The organism is Pseudomonas fluorescens, assembly GCF_041354075.1.
GTDB lineage: Bacteria > Pseudomonadota > Gammaproteobacteria > Pseudomonadales > Pseudomonadaceae > Aquipseudomonas > Aquipseudomonas fluorescens_CE.
In genome coordinates, this window is the sequence record NZ_JARZGC010000012.1 from 139,850 (window position 1) to 158,202 (window position 18,353).

The following is an 18,353-nucleotide window of genomic DNA, read 5'->3' on the forward strand; positions in this document are numbered from 1 at the left end:
ATGGCAGGCTCCCAGCCTCAAGTTTTATCTGGATGCACGTTTTACCCTGGACAGGCGTTGGGCCGATTCCCGACATTGCCCAAGAATTTCGCAAGAAGACAAGTTCCCCCAAGAGCCACAAAAGAAGGTAGGACACCGTGAACCCGGTAATCAAAAAATTCCAGTTCGGTCAGTCGACCGTTACCCTCGAGACTGGCCGCATCGCCCGTCAGGCCTCCGGCGCAGTGCTGGTCACCGTTGACGACGACGTCAGCGTATTGGTGACCGTCGTCGGTGCCAAGCAAGCCGATCCAGGCAAGGGCTTCTTCCCTCTGTCCGTTCACTACCAGGAAAAGACTTACGCTGCCGGCAAGATCCCTGGCGGTTTCTTCAAGCGCGAAGGCCGTCCTTCCGAGAAGGAAACCCTGACTTCCCGACTGATCGACCGTCCGATCCGTCCGCTGTTCCCGGAAGGCTTCATGAACGAAGTGCAGGTTGTCTGCACCGTCGTTTCCACCAGCAAGAAAACCGATCCGGACATCGCTGCGATGATCGGTACCTCGGCTGCGCTGGCCATCTCCGGTATCCCTTTCGATGGCCCGATCGGCGCCGCTCGTGTGGCTTTCCATGAAAGCACCGGCTACCTGCTGAACCCGACTTACGAGCAACTGGCTGCCTCCAGCCTGGACATGGTCGTTGCCGGTACCGAAGAAGCCGTACTGATGGTTGAATCGGAAGCCAAGGAGCTGACCGAAGACCAGATGCTGGGCGCCGTGCTGTTTGCCCACGATGAGTTCCAGTCGGTCATCAAGGCTGTCAAGGAACTGGCTGCCGAAGCCGCCAAGCCAACCTGGACCTGGGCTCCACAGGCTGAAGCCACCGAACTGCTGGGCGCTATCCGTGCCGAGTTCGGCGAAGCGATCTCCCAGGCCTACACCATCACCGTCAAGGCCGACCGTTACGCTCGCCTGGGCGAGCTGAAGGACCAGGTTGTTGCCAAGCTGGCCCGCGAAGAAGGCCAGCCATCGGCTGCCGACGTCAAAGCCGCTTTCGGCGAAATCGAATACCGCACCGTTCGCGAAAACATCGTTAACGGCAAGCCACGTATCGACGGTCGCGACACCCGCACCGTACGTCCGCTGAACATCGAAGTCGGCGTACTGCCCAAGACTCACGGTTCGGCGCTGTTCACCCGTGGCGAGACCCAGGCGCTGGTCGTTGCAACACTGGGCACCGCCCGTGACGCACAACTGCTGGACACCCTGGAAGGCGAGAAAAAAGACCCGTTCATGCTGCACTACAACTTCCCTCCGTTCTCGGTGGGCGAGTGTGGTCGCATGGGTGGTGCCGGTCGTCGTGAAATCGGTCACGGCCGTCTGGCCCGTCGTTCGGTTCAGGCCATGCTGCCAGCGGCCGACGTGTTCCCGTACACCGTTCGTGTGGTGTCGGAAATCACCGAGTCCAACGGTTCGAGCTCCATGGCTTCGGTCTGCGGCGCTTCCCTGGCCCTGATGGACGCTGGCGTTCCAATGAAGGCGCCGGTTGCCGGTATCGCCATGGGTCTGGTCAAGGAAGGCGAGAAGTTCGCCGTCCTGACCGACATCCTGGGTGACGAAGACCACCTGGGCGACATGGACTTCAAGGTAGCCGGTACCGCCAAGGGCGTGACCGCGCTGCAGATGGACATCAAGATCAAGGGCATCACCGAAGAGATCATGGAAATCGCTCTGGGCCAAGCCCTGGAAGCGCGCCTGAACATCCTCGGCCAGATGAACCAGATCATCGGCCAGTCGCGTACCGAGCTGTCGGCCAACGCGCCGACCATGATCGCGATGAAGATCGACACCGACAAGATCCGTGATGTCATCGGTAAAGGCGGCGCGACCATCCGTGCGATCTGTGAAGAGACCAAGGCTTCGATCGACATCGAAGACGACGGCTCGATCAAGATCTTCGGCGAAACCAAGGAAGCGGCTGAAGCAGCACGTCAGCGCGTTCTGGGCATCACTGCCGAAGCCGAGATCGGCAAGATCTACGTCGGCAAGGTTGAGCGCATCGTCGACTTCGGCGCATTCGTCAACATCCTGCCGGGCAAGGACGGTCTGGTTCACATCTCGATGCTGAGCGATGCCCGCGTCGAGAAAGTGACCGACATCCTCAAAGAAGGCCAGGAAGTGGAAGTGCTGGTACTGGACGTGGACAACCGCGGCCGTATCAAGCTGTCCATCAAGGACGTTGCTGCAGCCAAGGCTTCGGGCGTTTAATCACCCGCTACGCCTGACGGCTTCATCGTCATGAAAATGCCCCGCAGTGAACGCTGCGGGGCATTTTTTTCGCCTGCATGAAACTGAAACCATTCGTGAAGTTGCCTGGCCTTACCGTCAGTGCTAGGTTTAGGCCACTGCCCGTGTAGCTCAGTCGGTAGAGCAGCGCACTCGTAACGCGAAGGTCGCAGGTTCGATTCCTGTTTCGGGCACCAGCAATTTCCTGTTTTCAGATGATCCCCGAATGGTTCTGAAGGCCAGAAAAACCGCAATACAGGTGGTTTTTTTGCGTCAGAGAGATCCTTGATGATCCAGACCCATCTTCCATTCCCCCGATCAGCGAGAACGACATGACCGTAACAGCATTGAGCCAGGAAGCCCGGCACGAAGAAGCGCTGAAAAAGTACCTGCTCGAATCGCCGCAATTGGCCGAAGAGATCAAGGACCTGCCCGCCGACGATCAGAAAGACCAGATTCAGTGGGCATTCGAAGACGAGGCTGAAGCCCAGGGCCTGCAGCCGTGGGAGCTGACGCTCAAGTACACGTCGAGCCCCGAGGAATTCGAGGCCGCACGACTGGCCCTGCACCGGGAGGCGGCCGAGGTGTTGGGCGTCGAGTGGGAAGAGTACTGCGAGATGAATAACCTGGTGGTTTGAGCCCCTGCGGCATCAAACCTGTAGGAGCGAGCTTGCTCGCGAAGCGGTATGTCAAACGAGGAAATAATCGCCTGACACACCGCTTTCGCGAGCAAGCCCGCTCCCACATTTCCTCAGATGCTCAAGCGCATCGACAGGTCCACGGCCTTCACATCCTTGGTCATTGCACCGATCGAGATGTAATCCACACCGGTTTGCGCAATCGGCAGCAAGGTCGTTTCGTTGATACCGCCGCTGGCTTCCAGTTTTGCCTTGCCGCCGTTCAGGCGGACGGCTTCGCGCATGTCATCCAGGCTCAACTCGTCGAGCATGATGATGTCGGCGCCGGCCTCCAGCGCTTCCTTGAGTTCTTCAAGGCTTTCCACTTCGATTTCCACCGGCTTGCCCGGAGCGATCTTGTGCGCTGCGTTGATCGCTTGCGCGATGCCACCACAGGCAGCGATGTGGTTTTCCTTGATCAGGAAGGCGTCGTACAGGCCGATGCGGTGATTGTGGCAGCCGCCGCAGGTCACGGCGTACTTTTGCGCCAGCCGCAACCCGGGCAGGGTTTTGCGGGTATCGAGCAGCTTGACCTGGGTCTGGGCGACGAAATCTGCCAGGTATTGCGCACGAGTGGCCACGCCGGACAGCAGTTGCAGAAAATTCAGCGCGCTGCGCTCGCCCGTCAGCAGCGAACGCGCGGGGCCTTCGAGGTGAAACAGGGGTTGATCGGGTTTCACCCGTTCGCCGTCGCGCACTTGCCAATGCACCGCGACACGCGGGTCTAGCTGGCGGAACACCGCGTCCACCCAGGCAGTACCGGCGATCACCGCATGGTCGCGGGTAATGATCGTGGCTTTGGCCAGGCGTTCGGCCGGGATCAGTTGCGCGGTGATGTCGCCGCTGCCGACGTCCTCGAGCAACGCACGGCGCACGTTGGCTTCGATTTCGGCGGTCAGGTTGGCGAGACGTAGATTCGGCATAACGGACTCCACAAACAAAGTGGCCCGATTATAGGGCCTTGGCGCAAGGCAACCCAAGGCGCGAGACGCCTTTCGGTCGCCCCGGCCCGGTTTATTTGAGCAATCCACCGGAGCAATTGGCGTGAAGCGATGGTCAATCTCCTGCGCCTGTCTTCATGCAGGTGGAGAGTCTGCTGGTACTGGGGACATGTTTTGCAAGATAATGCGCCTTGCATTTGACGCCATGGCTTTGACGGGTAAGGGAGGGCAGGATGCACAATGACGGGAACGTGGTGCCTTTGCGCAAGGCCGCTACCGATACGGCGACCGCTTCGCCGCTCGCCCGTGTGCCCGTGATTCTGCTGCAGGTTCGCGACAAGGCCGTGCTGCAGCTGCGCCATGGTTTGCAGGAACTGTTCGATAACGCCGACGACACCCTGTTCGAAATGGCCGACCGCGCCAGCAATGACGTCGAACAGAACATCTTCTTCCAGGCCATGCGGGACTTGCGCCTCAAACGCAAAAGCATTGAACGGGTGTTTTTCGAGGAGGTCCTGGAGGCGTTTGTCGGTCTTACTCGCTACAGCGCCACTGCAATCGCCGCGCCTGTGACCTCTGCCTTTGATGTGACCACCGAACGCTCCGGCGATGAGCTGGAACGCGCCGTGGCCGTGGAGGCCATGGTCAATAAAGTGCTGAACCGAGACGGTTTCGCACTCGATCAACTGACCGCCAGGCTCAGTACCCTGATCGGCAAGAAACTGCTGACCCAGCACAATCCGCTGGGGCCGGCGATGCTCTGCGACTACTTCCTGCGTGCCGGGCGCAATCTCGGGGTCGAGATCAAGGTCAAGCTGATCGTCCTCAAGCTGTTCGAGCGCTATGTACTCAGTGATGCCGATCAGCTCTACAGCGAAGCCAATGAGCTGCTGATCGCCACCGGCATACTGCCCGATCTCAAGTCTGCCCCGGGGCGGCGCGCCCTCGACCGTGCCCAGGCCAGCGTCAATGCACAGCCCGTCGAGGCCTGTGCGCCGCTCGACGAAGGTGTGCAGGAAGTGTTCGCCGCCCTGCAGGCGCTGCTCTTTAAGATGCGCGGCAGTGTGGCGCCGACGCTGGAAACCGGTGCGCCGGAACAACCCATCTCCAGCCGTGATCTGCTGCGCATGCTCTCGCACCTGCAGCAATACGTGCCGGCATCGGCGATCCAGGACGATTTCGACCTGCGCGCCCAGCTCGAGCAGCTGTTGACCCGGATCAGCGTGAAAAGCGGCAAGTCGCGGGTGGTCGGCGTCGCCGACGAGGACGTGATCAACCTGATCGCCCTGTTGTTCGAATGCATCCTCGATGACCGAAATCTGCCGGACTCGCTCAAGGCGCTGATCGCTCGCCTGCAAATCCCGATGCTCAAGGTGGCGGTGCTGGACAAGAGCTTCTTCAGTCGCGGCAACCATCCGGCCCGGCGCCTGCTCAACGAAATCGCCGCTGCAGCCATGGGCTGGGGCGATTGCGATGATCATCAGCGCGACAGCCTGTACCTGCGGATCGAGCAGGTGGTGCAACGGTTGTTGAGCGATTTCGTCGATGACCCGGCGATTTTCTCCGAGCTGTTGGCGGATTTTCTGGCTTTCACCAGTGATGAACGCCGCCGTAGCGAGCTGCTGGAACAGCGCACTCGCGATGCCGAAGAGGGCCGGGCGAAAACCGAGCTGGCCCGCCAACGGGTCGAACAGGCCTTGAATAGTCTGGTGTTGGGCAAGGTGGTGCCGCAGCCGGTGCTGGCGTTCGTCCAGGATGCCTGGAGCCAGGTTCTGTTGCTGACGTGTCTCAAGCACGGTGACCAGTCCGATGAATGGCAGGCCGACGTGCAGACCCTGGAGCAGTTGGTCTGGAGTGTGCAGCGCCATGCTGAGCCTGATACCGCGCAACGGCTGTTGGCGCTGGTGCCGGGGTTGCTCAAGTCGTTGCGCGAGGGCCTGAGCCGGTCGGCGTTCGATCCGTTCGCCACCGCCGAGTTCTTCAGTGAGCTGGAACACCTTCACCTGCAATTGTTCGAACGCACGGATCAGGCGCTGGCCACGGCTGGCGAGGTCGAGGTGCTGGTGCAGGAGAAGATTCATTTGCGCACCGCTGACGAAGGGCCGCTCGAGGCAACCTCGGCGCTTCTGCCGTTGGATGACGAAAGCCTGGTTCAGGTCGATCGATTGGCGCTGGGCTGCTGGGTCGAGTTCAGGGAAGACGAGGACAACACCCTGCGCTGCAAACTGGCGGCGATCATCGATGCCACGGACAACTACATCTTCGTCGACCGCACCGGGATGAAGGTGCAGGAGCGCAGTCGAGCTGGCCTGGCACTGGATTTCCGCCAGGGCGCGGTGCGCATCCTGGACGATACCCTGCTCTTCGACCGCGCCCTGGAGTCGGTGATCGACCATTTGCAACGCCTCAATCGCGGCAAGTGATCGCACGCCGGGGGGCTATCGCGGCATACTGGGCGCCAACACAGTCGACGTTGAAGGAACCTGTATGCAGTTGGACCCCGCGAGCGGTTGGTGCCTGGGCGTGAATACCTGCCCCTCTCCCAACTTCAATGCGCGCCCCACGGGTGAAATTTCCCTGCTGGTGATCCACAACATCAGCCTGCCGCCGGCGCAGTTCGCCACCGGCAAGGTGCAGGAGTTCTTCCAGAATCGGCTGGATGTCACAGAGCATCCCTACTTTGAGGGGATCGCTGACCTGCGGGTGTCCGCGCACTTCCTGATCGAGCGTGACGGCACGGTGACGCAATTCGTTTCGTGCCTGGAGCGTGCCTGGCATGCGGGCGTGTCGTGTTTCGAAGGCCGGGAAACCTGTAATGATTTTTCCGTGGGCATCGAGCTGGAAGGCACGGATGATCTGCCGTTCACCGACGCCCAGTACGCGGCATTGATCGCCTTGACGTCGCAGCTGCAAAGCGCCTTCCCGGCCATTACCCCCCAGCGCATCTGCGGTCACAGCGACATCGCGCCCGGCCGCAAGACCGATCCGGGGCCGGCGTTCGACTGGACGCGCTATCGATCCGCCCTGGCTGAAGAGGTACAACGATGAGTTTTCTGGTGTTGCTGTTGGCGGTGTGGATCGAGAAGTTCTCGGCCCTGCGCCATCGGATTCAACGTGACGGCGGTTGGGTGCGTGAGTTGCACAAGCTCGAGGCCAGCCCGCGCCTGATCAACCATCCCTGGTGGGTTCTGGTGATCCTGGTGTTGCTGCCGGTGGCATTGCTGGGGCTGCTGTTGGTGGTGCTGGAACCGGTGGCTTATGGGTTGCTGGCGTTGCCGGTGCATTTGCTGGTGGTGATTTACAGCCTGGGACGAGGTGATCTGCAGGGCGGTCTCGGGCCGTTTCGGGATGCCTGGCGCCGGGAGGACCTGCAGGCGGCCGCCCACGTGGCCAAGCGTGACCTCGATATCTGCGCCGACAGCGGCGAACAGCTGCTGGAACGGGTTGAGGGCCATTTGCTGTGGCAGGCCTACCAGAGCTTTTTCGCGGTGATTTTCTGGTACTTCCTCCTCGGCCCGGTGGCCGCGCTGAGTTACCGCTTGCTCGCCCTGGCCGAAGAGCATTCGCAAAACCCGGCAGTCGTCGAATGCGCGACGCAGTTGCGCCATGCGTTCGACTGGGTGCCGGTGCGCCTGCTGGCGGCGAGCTTCGCCTTGGTGGGCAATTTTGTCGCCGTGAGCCGGCTCATGCTGCATGAACTGTTGAACTGGAACATCAGCGCCGCGCAACTGATCGAGAAAATCGGCCTGGTGGCGGGTGAAATTCCGGCGCCGGTCGCCGGGCCGGATGGCATCAATAACCTGGATCGGCTCTGGGAATTGCTGCTGCGCGCCGCCGTGCTCTGGTACGCCGGTTTTGCCCTGTGGACGGTGCTGCCCTGAATCCGATTGCGCAGTCGCACGACACGCCTGCGGCTGCCGGTTCCAGCCCGTTTCCCGTTAACTTTAAGTTACAAAACCCCCTGTCGATTTGAGTTATACAACGGTAGTGCTCAATGGTGGCTTTCTGCTGTCGATGCGCGCCTGCCAATAACAATAAGAATTCGAAAGGGGGACTTCCAGTGAAGAGCTTGCTCTATCCCGCTGTCGCGCTGATGAATCGCCTGAGCTTCGGCATGAAGTTCAGCCTGATCAGTATCCTGTTCCTGGTGCCGATGCTGGTGACCAACTTCTATCTGGTGCGCGATTCCTATCGTGAATTCCAGGGCACTGAGGTGGAACTGCAAAGCCTCGACCTGCTGGGCAGCAGCCTGGCCCTGCGACGCGACCTGGAAACCCTGAATAACCTGGTGCAGATCAACGTCGTGCTTGGCCAGGCCGGCAAGGCCGGTGATGTCGAAGCCAGGATCACGGCCCTTGAACACAGCGTGCTGACCCGCCTGCAAGGGCTGACGGCAATGACGACCGACCCTGAGCAGGTCGCCGTGTTCGATGGCAAGCGCGATGAAATGATCGGCGCGTTCAAGGCCCAGCAAACGGAAAACTCGCTGCAGAGCAAAAGTGCGCTGATCGGCAAGCTGCTGGGCAACGCACAGATTTTCAGTCAGATCATTGCCAGCCAGGCGGGGTTGAGCCGTGACACCCAGAGCGACATGCGCCAGCTCACCGAACTCATCACCCACATCACGCCACCGGTCACGCAGATGCTGGGCGACGGTCGCGCCATGGGCGCCTACTCCCTGGGGCAGGGGTTTCTCAATTCGTCGTCGAGTACGCGCTTCGATGAGTTGTTGGCGCAGATCGAAAAGCAGCAGGCGGAATACGGCCTGAAACTCCAGGATGCGCTGGGCTCGAGCAAGGCCGCGCGTGAAACCCTGGCGGCCCAGGCCGAGATCAGCAAGGCGTCGTTGAAACAGGCCAGTGAACTGTTCGAAGAGCAGGTGGTGATGGCCGACACCCTCGATGCGCCGTGGCAGGCGTTCTACGATCAGGTCAGCGGCCTGATGGAGCAGACCTACCAGCTCAACGACGCCACACTGAAATTCCTCGATACCCAGTTGCAGCAGCGCCTGATCCAGAACCGCACCCACATGCTCTTGCAGGCCATCGCGCTGTCGGTGGTGTTCGTGCTGATTTTCTATCTCTACGGCGGTTTCTATGCTTCGACGCGCACCACCCTCAAGCGCCTGGGCGCGATGATGGACAAGGTCGCGGCCGGCGACATGACGGTGACCTTCAACGCGAACAGCCGTGACGAACTGGGCGAGTTGGGCGAGGTGTTCAACTGCACCGTGAAGAAAATCCATGACCTGATCGAGCGGGTTGGCCAGACCGTCGCGGAAGTCGAGCGTCAGGCCGGGCAGGTCGAGACTGTCTCCGCCCGCAGCAACCAGGCGGTGGCCGGGCAGCGTACGCAGATCGAACAGGTGGCGACGGCGATGAACCAGATGTCGGCCACCGCTCAGGAGGTGGCGCGCAGCGCAGCGGCGGCGGTCAACAGTGCCCACAGCGTCAATGACGAAACCCTCAACGGGCGCGGCCTGGTGGAGTCGCAGCAGGGCAGCATTGCGGCATTGGCCGGCGAGATCGATCAGTCGGTGCGGGTGATCAACCAGTTGGCCAGCGACAGCCAGTCCATCAGCAGCGTGCTGGAAGTGATCAAGAGCATCGCCGAGCAGACCAACCTGCTGGCGCTCAACGCGGCCATCGAGGCGGCGCGGGCCGGGGAGCAGGGGCGCGGTTTTGCGGTGGTGGCCGATGAGGTCCGGACCCTGGCCAAGCGCACCCAGCAATCGACCGAAGAAATCGAGCAGATGATCACCCGGTTGCACAGCGGCGTCGGTGCAGCGGTGAAGGCCATGGGCACCAGTCACCAGATGGCCAGCGGTACCGTTGGGCAGTCGGAAAAAGTCCAGCAGGCGTTGGAAAACATCCTCGGTGCTGTAGGAATGATCGTCGATCAGAACCAGCAGATCGCTGCCGCCGTCGAACAGCAGACGGCCGTGGCGCACGACATCGACCAGAACATCGTCGAGATCAACCGGGCCGGCGAGCGCACCGCCGACGGCGCACACCAGACCGAGGACGCCAGCCGGGCGCTGTCGGTGCAGGTGCTGGAGCTCAAGCAACTGATCAGCGCCTTCCGCGTTTAGACCTGCCGGACCTGTAGGAGCGAGCATGCTCGCGATGGACGTCAACGATAACGCTGGGTGCCTGATACCCCTCAAGGTCCCTATCGAAGGCAACTCCCTCCTACAGACTCCCGTGCACAATTTGTAATACTTGTTACCCCACCCAGTCGGCCCTTTCTGGTTTTCCTCCAGGCTCTGGTTTTTGAACTTCAATGAAGGATGATCCACAACCTTGACCTACCTTGAGGAGGCTCGGTTATGTCCATCGCTATCACTGGAATCCATGGCCACTGCGCCCACTGCGGCAGTACCTGCCTGCTTGCAGCCTGGCAACTCAATGCCATTGCCATCAACGAAACCTTTCCCTGTTCCCACTGCCACAAAGCCTTGCAGTTGAGCGACCCGAAGCAGATCAAGCGGATCAAGTCGCTGGACTCGCTCGCGATGTTGCGCGCCAGTACGTTGGTGATGGTGTGCACCGCGATGCTGGTGGCATTGGTCATGGAGTGGGTCGGGTTGCTCAGCGTCGTCGAGCAGATCAATTTTTCCCTGGTGGCGATTCTGATCTACCTGGTCGTTGTGCAGTACGCGAGGCATCGGCAACACATCACGCTGCTACTGGAAGCCGCCAGGGCACACGTCGACTGACGTTACCAACTGAATAGCTCGCAGGCATTGGCCGTGCTCGCGGCGGCCAGTTGCTCGGGACTGATCGCCATGATCTGCGCCAGCGCCGAACAGATCGCCGGCAAGTGCGCCGGGCTGTTGCGCAGGCCGGCGAACATGGCGGGCGCCATGTCCGGTGAGTCGGTTTCCAGTACCACCGATTCCAGCGGCAATTGCGCCAGCACGCGGTGCATGCGCAAGGCCTGTGGCCAGGTGGCGGCACCGCCCAGGCCCAACTTGAAACCGAGCTTGATGTACTCCCGAGCTTCTTCGCGGCTGCCGGCGAAGGCGTGGATGATGCCGGCGCGTTCGAGCTTGAAGCGCTTGAGCGTGGCGATCACCGCCGCATGACTGCGTCGGACATGAATCAGTGCCGGCAGCTTGAAGTCGACGGCCATTTGCAACTGGGCCTCGAACAGCGCCTGCTGGCGTTCGCGATCCAGGCTTTCGATGAAGTAGTCCAGGCCGATTTCGCCGACGGCGCAGAGCTGGCGATGACCGGCCAGGCGACCCAGCCAGTCACCCAGCTCGCGCAGATCCTCGGGCCGGTGCTGCTCCAGGTACACCGGGTGCAGGCCGAACGCAGCGTGCAAGTCCGGATCGCCTTGCACCAGCTCCCAGACCCGCTGCCAGTTGCCTTGATGAACCCCCAACACCACCATCCGTCGCACGCCCAGGGCGCGACTTTCGGCCATCAATGCCTGGCGGTCGGCGTCGAAGTCCGGGAAGTCGAGGTGGGTATGGGTGTCGATCAGCTCCACGGCTCAGTCCTGGCGAATGCGCTGCTTGAAGGTCCGCGCGATGGCGTGCACGCCGGGTTGGTAGTCGGACTGCTCGATGGCCGCGAGGGCCAGTTGCAGCGCCTTGTCGGCGATCAACTGATGCTGCTGGGCCATCGCGTTGACCGGCAGCGGCAGGAAATCCAGCAACTGGGTGTCGCCAAAGGTGCCGAGGCGCAGGGGGCGGGATTTCAGCGGGAAATCGTGCAAGGCATCGAACACACCCTGCAGCAGCACATAGGATGTGGTGACCAGCGCATCCGGCAGGTGCCCCAGGCGCTCAAGCAGTTCTTCCATCAATTGCTTGCCCCATTCGCGGCTGAACGACTCGCCGTGTTCGATCAGGATCTCGCCGGTGAATCCACCCAGCGCCTCCTTGAACCCGGCGGCCCGTTCCTGGCTGATGCTCAGTTCAGGGCGCGCGCCGATCAGGGCGATCTGCCGGGGTACGGGGTCGAGCAGGCTGCGCGTCAGCTGCAGGCTGGCTTCGCGGTCGTCGCTGATCACCGAACAGAAGTCGTCAGGCGCCATGACCCGGTCGATGGCGATGATCGGCATCCCCTTGGCTTGCAACTGACGGTAGCTGTCGTCATCGGCTGGCAGGCAACTGGCGACGATCAAGGCGTCGCAGCGCCGGGCGCGGAACAATTGCAGCAATTGCCGCTCGCTGTCCGGCGCATCGTCGGAGCTGGCGATCAACAGTTGATAGCCACGCGCCCGGGCTCCTTGTTCCAGCAACTTGGCGATCCGCGCATAACTGGGGTTTTCCAGGTCCGGCAGGATGAACCCCAGGGTGCGGGTGTGCCGGCTGCGCAGCCCGGCCGCTTGCGGGTTGGGCGTAAAGCCATGGAGTTCGACGACCGCACGCACGCGCTCGACGGTGGCGCTGCTGATCCGTTGCTGTTCAGCCTTGCCGTTGATGACATAACTGGCGGTGGTCACGGACACACCGGCCAACTGCGCGATATCACTGAGTTTCAAACCGGGATTTCCTTCTTTCGGGCGTGCCCCGCGATTTTCGTCAATCCTAACCGATTCGGGCATGGACCTTTTGTCGCAACCATCCGACCGCTTGGGCTTCAACCCTGGATGATTATCGAGTAACGTGCCAAACATTCTAGATTAAACGTTTCAGCAGGCGTATTTTCTATACTTTAAATGCTTTTGGCCGGTCCTGCCGCGAAACCGCCAAAAGTTGCGACCAAGCGCCTAAGCTGACTCATTCAAAACAATACCTGGCGCCCGAGGTGCCAAAAAGGAGATCCCATGCTCGAGCTTACGATAGAGCAGATATCCATGGGCCAATCGGCCGTGGACAAGTCCGCCGCGCTGGAGCAGTTGGCCCGGCATCTGGTCGCCGACGGCCTGGTGGCCGACGGTTACCTCGCCGGCTTGCAGGCCCGCGAGGCCCAGGGCTCGACCTTTCTGGGGCAAGGTATTGCCATTCCCCACGGGACCCCACAGACCCGCGACCAGGTGTATACCACCGGCGTGCGCCTGATGCAGTTTCCCGAGGGCGTGGACTGGGGCGACGGCCAGATGGTGTACCTGGCCATCGGCATCGCGGCCAGGTCCGACGAGCATTTGCGGCTCCTGCAACTGCTGACCCGTGCCCTGGGCGAAACCGATCTGGGCCAGGCCCTGCGTCGCGCCAGCACGCCTGAAGCCCTGTTGAAATTGCTGCAAGGCGCGCCACAGGAGCTTGCCCTTGATGCGCAGATGATCGGCCTGGGGGTGTCGGCCGAAGACTTCGAAGAACTGGTCTGGCGCGGTGCGCGTCTGCTGCGTCAGGCGGACTGCGTCAGCAACGGTTTTTCCGCTGTCCTGCAGCAGGTTGAAGCGCTGCCCCTGGGCGATGGCCTTTGGTGGCTGCACAGCGAACAGACGGTCAAGCGTCCGGGCCTGGCGTTCGTCACCCCGGACAAACCCATGCGTTACCTTGGTCAGCCGCTGACGGGGCTGTTTTGCCTGGCCAGTCTCGGTGAAGCGCACCAGGCCCTGCTCGAGCGCCTGTGCGCCTTGCTGATCGAAGGACGTGGCCATGAATTGGGCCGCGCCACCAGCCGCCGTAAAGTCCTCGAAGTGCTCGGGGGCGAGCTGCCCGCAGACTGGCCGAGCGCGCGCATCGCCCTGGCCAACGCCCATGGCTTGCACGCGCGTCCGGCGAAGATCCTCGCCCAGCTGGCGAAAAGTTTTGAAGGCGAGATTCGTGTGCGTCTGGTCGATGGCAGTGACAGCGCCGTGTCGGTGAAGAGCCTGAGCAAGTTGCTCAGCCTCGGTGCCCGTCGCGGCCAGGTGCTGGAGTTCATTGCCGAGCCGGACATCGCCGCCGATGCCTTGCCGGCCTTGCTGGCGGCCATCGAAGAAGGCCTGGGTGAGGACGTCGAGCCATTGCCCGCCGTCAGCCAGCCGCGCGAAGTCATCACAGACATCGCCGAAGTGCTGCTCGCCCCAGCGCCCGGCAGTCTGGTTCAAGCGATCCCGGCGGCGCCGGGCATCGCCATCGGCCCGGCGCATATCCAGGTGGTGCAGGCCATCGATTATCCGCTGCGTGGCGAGTCCGCCGCCGTCGAGCGCGAGCGTCTGCAACAGGCCCTGGCGAAGGTGCGGGGCGACATCGCCGGCTTGATCGAGCGCAGCCAGTCCAAGGCCATTCGCGAAATCTTCATCACCCATCAGGAAATGCTCGACGACCCGGAACTGACCGATGAAGTCGAGGCCCGCCTCAAACAGGGCGAGAGCGCCGAAGCCGCGTGGATGACGGTGATCGAGGGCGCGGCGCGGCAACAGGAATCGTTGCAGGACGTGCTGCTCGCCGAGCGCGCGGCGGACTTGCGCGACATCGGTCGCCGGGTGCTGGCGCAACTCTGTGGCGTCGAGACCCCGAGTGAGCCGGATCAGCCGTACATCCTGGTGATGGACGAAGTCGGGCCGTCCGATGTGGCGCGTCTGGATCCTGCCCGGGTCGCCGGCATTCTTACCGCCCGGGGCGGCGCCACCGCCCACAGTGCGATCGTCGCCCGGGCACTGGGCATCCCGGCATTGGTCGGCGCGGGGGCGGCGGTGTTGCTGCTGGCACCGGGCACGCCGCTGCTGCTCGATGGCCAGCGCGGTCGGCTGCATGTCGACGCCGACGCAGCGACCCTGCAACGCGCCCGTGCTGAACGTGATAGCCGTGAACAACGCCTGAAAGCGGCGGCCGAACAACGGCATCAACCGGCGTTGACCCGCGACGGCCACCCGGTCGAAGTGTTCGCCAACATCGGTGAAAGCGCCGGCGTCAGCAGCGCGGTGGATCAGGGCGCCGAAGGCATTGGCCTGCTGCGCACCGAACTGATTTTCATGGCCCACCCACAGGCGCCGGACGAGGCCACCCAGGAAGCCGAGTACCGTCGCGTCCTCGACGGTCTGGCCGGTCGGCCGCTGGTGGTGCGCACCCTCGATGTCGGCGGCGACAAACCGCTGCCCTATTGGCCGATCGCCAAGGAAGAAAACCCGTTCCTCGGCGTGCGCGGCATTCGCCTGACCTTGCAGCGGCCACAGATCATGGAAGCGCAATTGCGCGCCTTGTTGCGGGCCGCCGACAACCGGCCGCTGCGCATCATGTTCCCGATGGTCGGCAGTGTGGAGGAATGGCGCGCGGCGCGGGACATGACCGAACGCCTGCGCCGGGAAATCCCGGTCGCCGATCTGCAACTGGGCATCATGATCGAAGTGCCGTCGGCGGCGTTGCTCGCGCCGGTGCTGGCCAAAGAGGTCGACTTCTTCAGTGTCGGCACCAACGACCTGACGCAATACACCCTGGCCATCGACCGTGGTCATCCGACCCTGTCGGCCCAGGCGGACGGCTTGCACCCGGCGGTGCTGCAACTGATCGACATCACCGTGCGCGCCGCCCACGCCCATGGCAAATGGGTCGGCGTGTGCGGCGAACTGGCGGCCGATCCGCTGGCGGTGCCTGTGCTGGTTGGCCTGGGTGTCGATGAATTGAGCGTCTCCGGGCGCAGTATCGCCGAGGTCAAGGCGCGGGTTCGCGATCTCAGCCTGATCCAGGCTCAAACCCTTGCCCGACAGGCCCTGGCCGTGGGCAGCGCCAACGAAGTGCGCGCATTAGTGGAGGCGCTGTAATGGCCCGGATTCTCACCCTGACCCTCAACCCGGCGCTGGACCTGACGGTGCAGTTGCCGCGCCTCGAGCCCGGCCAGGTCAATCGCAGCGACGACATGCACAGCCATGCCGCCGGCAAGGGCGTGAACGTGGCGCAGGTGCTGGCGGATCTCGGGCATCAGCTCACCGTCAGCGGCTTTCTCGGCGAAGACAATCTTCAAGCGTTCGAGACCCTGTTCGCCAAACGCGGTTTCGTCGATGCGTTCATCCGGGTGCCCGGCGAGACCCGCAGCAACATCAAGCTCGCCGAGCGTGACGGGCGCATCACTGACATCAATGGCCCGGGGCCGCAAGTCAGTGCAGCGGCGCAGCAGGCGTTGCTCGATCTTCTGGCGCAGATTGCCCCCGGGCATGACGCGGTGGTAGTGGCTGGCAGCCTGCCGCAAGGCGTCAGTCCCGAGTGGTTGCAGGCATTGGTCCTGCGCCTGAAGGCACTCGGGCTGCACGTGGCGCTGGACACCAGTGGCGAGGCCTTGCGCGCGGCGCTCAAGGCCGGGCCCTGGCTGATCAAGCCCAACACCGAGGAACTGGCCGAAGTGCTCGGCGGCGAAGTGACTTCAGTGGCGGCGCAGGCCGACGCCGCGAGCCGGTTGCACGCCCAGGGGATCGAGCACGTGGTGATTTCCCACGGCGCCGACGGTGTGAACTGGTTCAGTGTCGGCACGGCGATGCATGCCACGCCGCCCAGGGTCAGCGTCGCCAGTACGGTGGGCGCCGGGGATTCGTTGCTCGCCGGCATGCTGCACGGCCTGCTCAGTGCCGACACGCCGGAACAGACCCTGCGCACCGCCACGGCGATTGCCGCGATGGCGGTCACCCAGATCGGTTTCGGCATTGGCGATGCGACGCACTTGGCGCAGCTCGAACAGGGGGTACGCGTGCATCCCCTGACAGAACAATAAGAGGGTATGTCATGAAGTTAGCCATTGTTACGGCCTGTCCGAACGGCATGGTCACCAGTGTGCTGTGTGCCCGTTTGCTCGATGCGGCGGCCCAGCGCCAGGGCTGGAGCACCAGCGTCGAGGTCATGGACCCGGCGCACCCGGAGCGGCAGTTGTCGGCGGCGACGATCGAGGCGGCCGAGTGGGTGTTGCTGGTGACCAGTGCGCCCGTCGACCTGTCGCGATTTGTCGGCAAGCGCGTGTTCCAAAGCACCCCGGCGCAGGCGCTGCAGGATGTCGAAGCGGTGTTGCGCCGTGGTGCGCAGGAGGCGCAGGTGTATGTGGCGCCTGAAGTGGTCGTCGAGCCTGCCGCCGTTGCGCAGGACGCCCCGCGCCTGGTGGCGATCACCGCGTGCCCGACCGGGGTGGCCCATACCTTCATGGCCGCCGAGGCCTTGCAGCAAGCCGCGAAAAAGCTCGGGTATGAGTTGCAGATCGAAACCCAGGGCTCGGTGGGCGCACGCAATCCGTTGAGTGTTGCGGCGATTGCCGAGGCCGACGTCGTGCTGCTGGCCTGCGATATCGAAGTGGCCACCGAGCGCTTTGCCGGGAAAAGAATCTATCGTTGCGGCACCGGCATCGCCTTGAAACAGGCCGAAGCCACGCTGAACAAGGCCCTGGCCGAGGGCAAGCAGGAAAGTGCGGCCACCGGAGCCAAGGCACCGGCCAAGGAGAAGACCGGCGTCTACAAACACCTGCTGACCGGCGTCTCGTTCATGCTGCCGATGGTGGTGGCGGGTGGCTTGATGATCGCGTTGTCGTTCGTCTTCGGCATCACTGCGTTCAAGGAAGAAGGCACCCTCGCGGCGGCCCTGATGCAGATCGGTGGCGAGACGGCTTTCAAGTTGATGGTGCCGCTGCTGGCAGGCTACATCGCCTATTCGATCGCCGACCGCCCGGGCCTGGCGCCGGGGATGATCGGCGGCTTGCTGGCGAGTACTCTGGGCGCCGGTTTCATCGGCGGGATCATTGCCGGTTTCATCGCCGGTTATGCGGCCCAGGCGATCAATCGCTACGCGCGTCTGCCACAAAGCCTCGAGGCGCTGAAGCCGATCCTGATCATCCCGCTGCTGGCGAGCCTGTTCACCGGCCTGGTGATGATCTACGTGGTCGGCAAACCGGTGGCGGGGATGCTCACCGGGCTGACGCATTTCCTCGACAGCATGGGCACCACCAACGCGATTCTGTTGGGGGTGTTGCTCGGCGGCATGATGTGCGTGGACCTTGGCGGGCCGATCAACAAGGCGGCGTACGCCTTTTCGGTGGGGCTGCTGGCTTCGCAGAGCTATGCGCCGATGGCCGCAACCATGGCGGCCGGCATGGTGCCGCCCATTGGCCTGGGCATCGCTACCTTCCTCGCCCGGCGCAAGTTCGCGCAGGCCGAACGCGAAGCCGGGAAAGCGGCGCTGGTGCTGGGGCTGTGCTTCATCTCCGAAGGCGCGATTCCGTTTGCCGCCAAAGACCCGTTGCGCGTGATCCCGGCCAGCATCGCCGGCGGCGCGCTGACCGGCGCCTTGTCGATGTATTTCGGCTGCAAACTGATGGCGCCGCACGGCGGTTTGTTCGTGCTGGCGATCCCCAATGCGATCAACCATGCCTTGCTGTACCTGCTGGCGATTGTCGCCGGCAGCCTGCTGACCGCCGTGACCTACGCCCTGCTGAAGCGCCCGGAAGCGGTCGAGCTGACCGCCGAGCCCGTGAACGCCTGAGCACGCGAGACTTGTGTGGGAGCGGGCTTGCTCGCGATGGCGGAGTGTCAGGCGCCATGGATGTTGGCAGTGAGGGCCTCATCGCGAGCAAGCCCGCTCCCCCAGGTTTTTGGGGTGTTCACTCTGTACAGGAAAGAACCCG

General features: G+C 62.9%; 13 protein-coding genes and 1 tRNA gene. 11 read left to right on the forward strand and 3 right to left on the reverse strand.

The features are described from left to right. Nucleotides 1–137: 137 nt before the first annotated feature. The 3 genes from pnp to QIW53_RS17245 all read left to right on the forward strand — a co-directional run bounded on the left by pnp (nt 138) and on the right by QIW53_RS17245 (nt 2,899). Nucleotides 138–2,243 carry a polyribonucleotide nucleotidyltransferase gene (gene pnp / locus QIW53_RS17235; protein WP_371050800.1) on the forward strand — a complete coding sequence of 702 codons (2,106 nt, stop codon included), beginning with the start codon at nt 138–140 and terminating at the stop codon, nt 2,241–2,243. A 139-nt stretch (nt 2,244–2,382) separates the two neighbouring features. Beyond that, nucleotides 2,383–2,458 (forward strand) — tRNA-Thr (locus QIW53_RS17240). A gap of 135 nt (nt 2,459–2,593) precedes the next feature. Beyond that, nucleotides 2,594–2,899, forward strand: a complete 306-nt coding sequence (locus QIW53_RS17245) for a DUF6388 family protein (RefSeq protein ID WP_371050801.1) — start codon at nt 2,594–2,596, stop codon at nt 2,897–2,899. Nucleotides 2,900–3,012: 113 nt separating this feature from the next. Here the strand turns inward: QIW53_RS17245 and nadC are convergent, their stop codons facing one another. Beyond that, nucleotides 3,013–3,861, reverse strand: a complete 849-nt coding sequence (nadC, locus tag QIW53_RS17250) for a carboxylating nicotinate-nucleotide diphosphorylase (protein WP_371050802.1) — start codon at nt 3,859–3,861, stop codon at nt 3,013–3,015. A gap of 251 nt (nt 3,862–4,112) precedes the next feature. On the opposite strand from nadC, the gene QIW53_RS17255 reads away from it, so the two are divergent. The 5 genes from QIW53_RS17255 (at nt 4,113) to QIW53_RS17275 (ending at nt 10,597) form a co-directional block, all read left to right on the forward strand. Continuing rightward, nucleotides 4,113–6,302: a DUF1631 domain-containing protein gene (locus QIW53_RS17255; protein WP_371050803.1), complete on the forward strand. Its 2,190-nt coding sequence runs from the start codon at nt 4,113–4,115 to the stop codon at nt 6,300–6,302. Between the two features lie 64 nt (nt 6,303–6,366). Then, entirely contained in the window at nt 6,367–6,927 is a 561-nt protein-coding gene (gene ampD / locus QIW53_RS17260; RefSeq protein WP_371050804.1) for a 1,6-anhydro-N-acetylmuramyl-L-alanine amidase AmpD, read from the forward strand. Next, on the forward strand, nt 6,924–7,760 hold the full coding sequence (ampE, locus tag QIW53_RS17265) for a regulatory signaling modulator protein AmpE (protein WP_371050805.1): 837 nt from the start codon (nt 6,924–6,926) through the stop codon (nt 7,758–7,760). The genes ampD and ampE overlap by 4 nt, the downstream gene beginning before the upstream one ends. 179 nt (nt 7,761–7,939) lie before the next feature. Further along, nucleotides 7,940–9,970: a methyl-accepting chemotaxis protein gene (locus QIW53_RS27290; RefSeq protein ID WP_442439649.1), complete on the forward strand. Its 2,031-nt coding sequence runs from the start codon at nt 7,940–7,942 to the stop codon at nt 9,968–9,970. A 237-nt stretch (nt 9,971–10,207) separates the two neighbouring features. After that, a complete protein-coding gene (locus tag QIW53_RS17275; RefSeq protein WP_371050806.1) occupies nt 10,208–10,597 on the forward strand; it encodes a hypothetical protein in 390 nt (129 codons plus the stop codon). A gap of 2 nt (nt 10,598–10,599) precedes the next feature. Here the strand turns inward: QIW53_RS17275 and QIW53_RS17280 are convergent, their stop codons facing one another. Together QIW53_RS17280 and cra are read right to left on the reverse strand one after the other, a co-directional pair. Then, a complete protein-coding gene (locus QIW53_RS17280; RefSeq protein ID WP_371050807.1) occupies nt 10,600–11,376 on the reverse strand; it encodes a TatD family hydrolase in 777 nt (258 codons plus the stop codon). A 3-nt stretch (nt 11,377–11,379) separates the two neighbouring features. Then, nucleotides 11,380–12,375, reverse strand: a complete 996-nt coding sequence (gene cra / locus QIW53_RS17285) for a catabolite repressor/activator (protein WP_371050808.1) — start codon at nt 12,373–12,375, stop codon at nt 11,380–11,382. Nucleotides 12,376–12,660: 285 nt separating this feature from the next. Between cra and ptsP the strand changes: the two genes are divergently transcribed. Genes ptsP through QIW53_RS17300 form a run of 3 tightly spaced genes read left to right on the forward strand, consistent with a single transcriptional unit; the run spans nt 12,661 to nt 18,211 of the window. Then, nucleotides 12,661–15,522, forward strand: coding sequence for a phosphoenolpyruvate--protein phosphotransferase (gene ptsP / locus QIW53_RS17290; RefSeq protein ID WP_371050809.1), 2,862 nt, complete (start codon nt 12,661–12,663; stop codon nt 15,520–15,522). Continuing rightward, a complete protein-coding gene (gene pfkB / locus QIW53_RS17295) occupies nt 15,522–16,463 on the forward strand; it encodes a 1-phosphofructokinase (RefSeq protein WP_371050811.1) in 942 nt (313 codons plus the stop codon). The genes ptsP and pfkB overlap by 1 nt, the downstream gene beginning before the upstream one ends. An 11-nt stretch (nt 16,464–16,474) precedes the next feature. Then, nucleotides 16,475–18,211 carry a PTS fructose-like transporter subunit IIB gene (locus tag QIW53_RS17300; RefSeq protein WP_371050812.1) on the forward strand — a complete coding sequence of 579 codons (1,737 nt, stop codon included), beginning with the start codon at nt 16,475–16,477 and terminating at the stop codon, nt 18,209–18,211. Nucleotides 18,212–18,353: the final 142 nt, after the last annotated feature.